Annotated in this window: 2 protein-coding genes; both read right to left on the bottom strand. The window is 72.2% G+C overall.

Features of this window, described 5'->3' with window-relative positions:
* A partial coding sequence (locus ACIQI7_RS38955; protein ID WP_401119618.1) for a beta-ketoacyl synthase N-terminal-like domain-containing protein occupies positions 1-415 on the bottom strand: 415 nt, incomplete at its 3' end.
* A 21-nt stretch (positions 416-436) separates the two neighbouring features.
* The coding region (locus ACIQI7_RS38950) for a phosphopantetheine-binding protein (RefSeq protein WP_401119616.1) at positions 437-1288 on the bottom strand (852 nt) is incomplete at its 5' end.

Below are 1288 nucleotides of genomic sequence, written 5' to 3'. Positions count from 1 at the left end.
GCAACCGCTGCTGCGGATCCATCGCCTCCGCCTCACGCGGCGAGACACCGAAGAACCCCGCGTCGAACAGATCCGCGTCGTGCAGGAAACCCCCGTTCCGGGTGGGGATCGCGCCGGCATCCCGCGCGTCCCCGTCCCGGTCCCGGTCCTGGACCTGCTCCCCGGCCGGAGCGTAGGAACCGTCCAGGTCCCAGCCCCGCCCCTCGGGGAGGCCGGAGATCGCGTCGCGCCCCTCCGCCACCAGCTGCCACAGGTCCTCCGGCGACCTCACCCCGCCCGGGTACCGGCACCCCATCCCCACTATCGCGATGGGTTCGTGGGCCTTCTCCTCCAGTTCCCTGGTCTGCTGTCGTGCCTCGCGCAGGTCCGCCGTGGCGCGCTTGAGGTAGTCGCGGAGCTTGGCTTCGTTGGACATGGGGCTCACCTTTCCCTTACCTCAGCGCGACAGTTCGTTGTCGAGCGCGTCGAAGAGTTCGTCGTCGGTCACGTGGTCGAGGTCGTCGGCGGATTCGGCGGGTTCGTCCTGCTCCCGCTGCCAGGCGCGAAGGATCCGGGTCAGTCGGTTGGTGATCCTGGTGCGGTCCTCGCGCTCGCCGCCGGCGAGGAGCTTCAACGCCTCCTCCATCCGGTCGGCGTCCGCGAGGATGCGCGCGACCGGATCCGGCTGGTCGGGTTCGAGGGCCGCCAGGAGGTGGGCCGCCAGTTCATCCGGTGTGGGCCGGTCGAACAGCACGTTGACGGGGAGCCTGAGTCCGGTGGCCGCGTTGAGCCGGTTGCGCAGTTCGACGAGGGTGAGGGAATCGAGCCCGAGCCCCCGGAAATCCGTGCCGGTGTCGATGGCTCCGGCCCCCTGGTGGCCGAGGACGTCGGCGATCTCCTGGCACAGGAGGTCCTTCACGACGCCGAGGCCGCGTTCGCCGGTCGCCCCGGCGATCCGGTCGGTCCAGGAGGCGGGACCCGCCGTCCTCGGTGCCGCGGCAGGAGCCGCCGTACGCCGGGTCGGGGCGGAGACGAGGCCGCGCAGCAGTGGCGGCAGGTCGGCCGCGGCGGCCCTCGCGTTCAGGCGCGCCGAGTCGAGCACCAGCGGCGCCACGGCCGGCTCGCTTCCCCGCCACGCGTCGTCGAACAGCGCCATGCCCTGCTCGGAGGGGATCTTCCCGATGCCGTACCGCTCGAAGCGCTGGAAGGCCGTGTCGTCGAGGCCGGCGGTCATGCCGGACTCCTGCTCCCACAAGCCCCACGCCAGCGAGAGACCCGGCAGACCCCGGGCCGCCCGCTCGTGCGCCAA

Origin of the sequence: Kitasatospora sp. NPDC092039 (genome assembly GCF_044756065.1) — a bacterium.
In the GTDB taxonomy this organism is placed as follows: Bacteria; Actinomycetota; Actinomycetes; order Streptomycetales; family Streptomycetaceae; genus Kitasatospora.
The sequence above is the reverse complement of the archived record's forward strand: the minus strand, read 5'-3'. Positions and strand labels throughout refer to the sequence as shown.